The 235-nt window shown below is 71.5% G+C and carries 1 pseudogene; it reads right to left on the reverse strand.

What is annotated here, in order from left to right:
• Positions 1 to 235: pseudogene (locus SB816_RS35075) on the reverse strand (efflux transporter periplasmic adaptor subunit); the annotation flags it as partial.

Genomic DNA, 235 nt, shown 5'->3' on the forward strand with positions numbered 1-235 from the left:
CGAGCTGGCGTCGTGCGAGCGTCGCGCGGGCCTGTGCGACGTCGGCGGCGGCCTGGTCGCGTTGGGACACCGAGTCGTCGTACACCTGCCGGCTGATCGCGTCGGCCTCGACCAGCGGTTTGAGCCGCGTCGTCTGCACCTTGGCCCGTTCGAGCGCGGCTTGCGCGCGTTGCAGGGCCGCCGCGGCCGTATCCATGTCGGCCTTGAACGGTGCCGGGTTGATCTGGAACAGCGG

The sequence above is a fragment of the Achromobacter sp. SIMBA_011 genome (assembly GCF_046535435.1).
GTDB classification, from domain to species: Bacteria; Pseudomonadota; Gammaproteobacteria; order Burkholderiales; family Burkholderiaceae_B; genus Achromobacter; species Achromobacter dolens.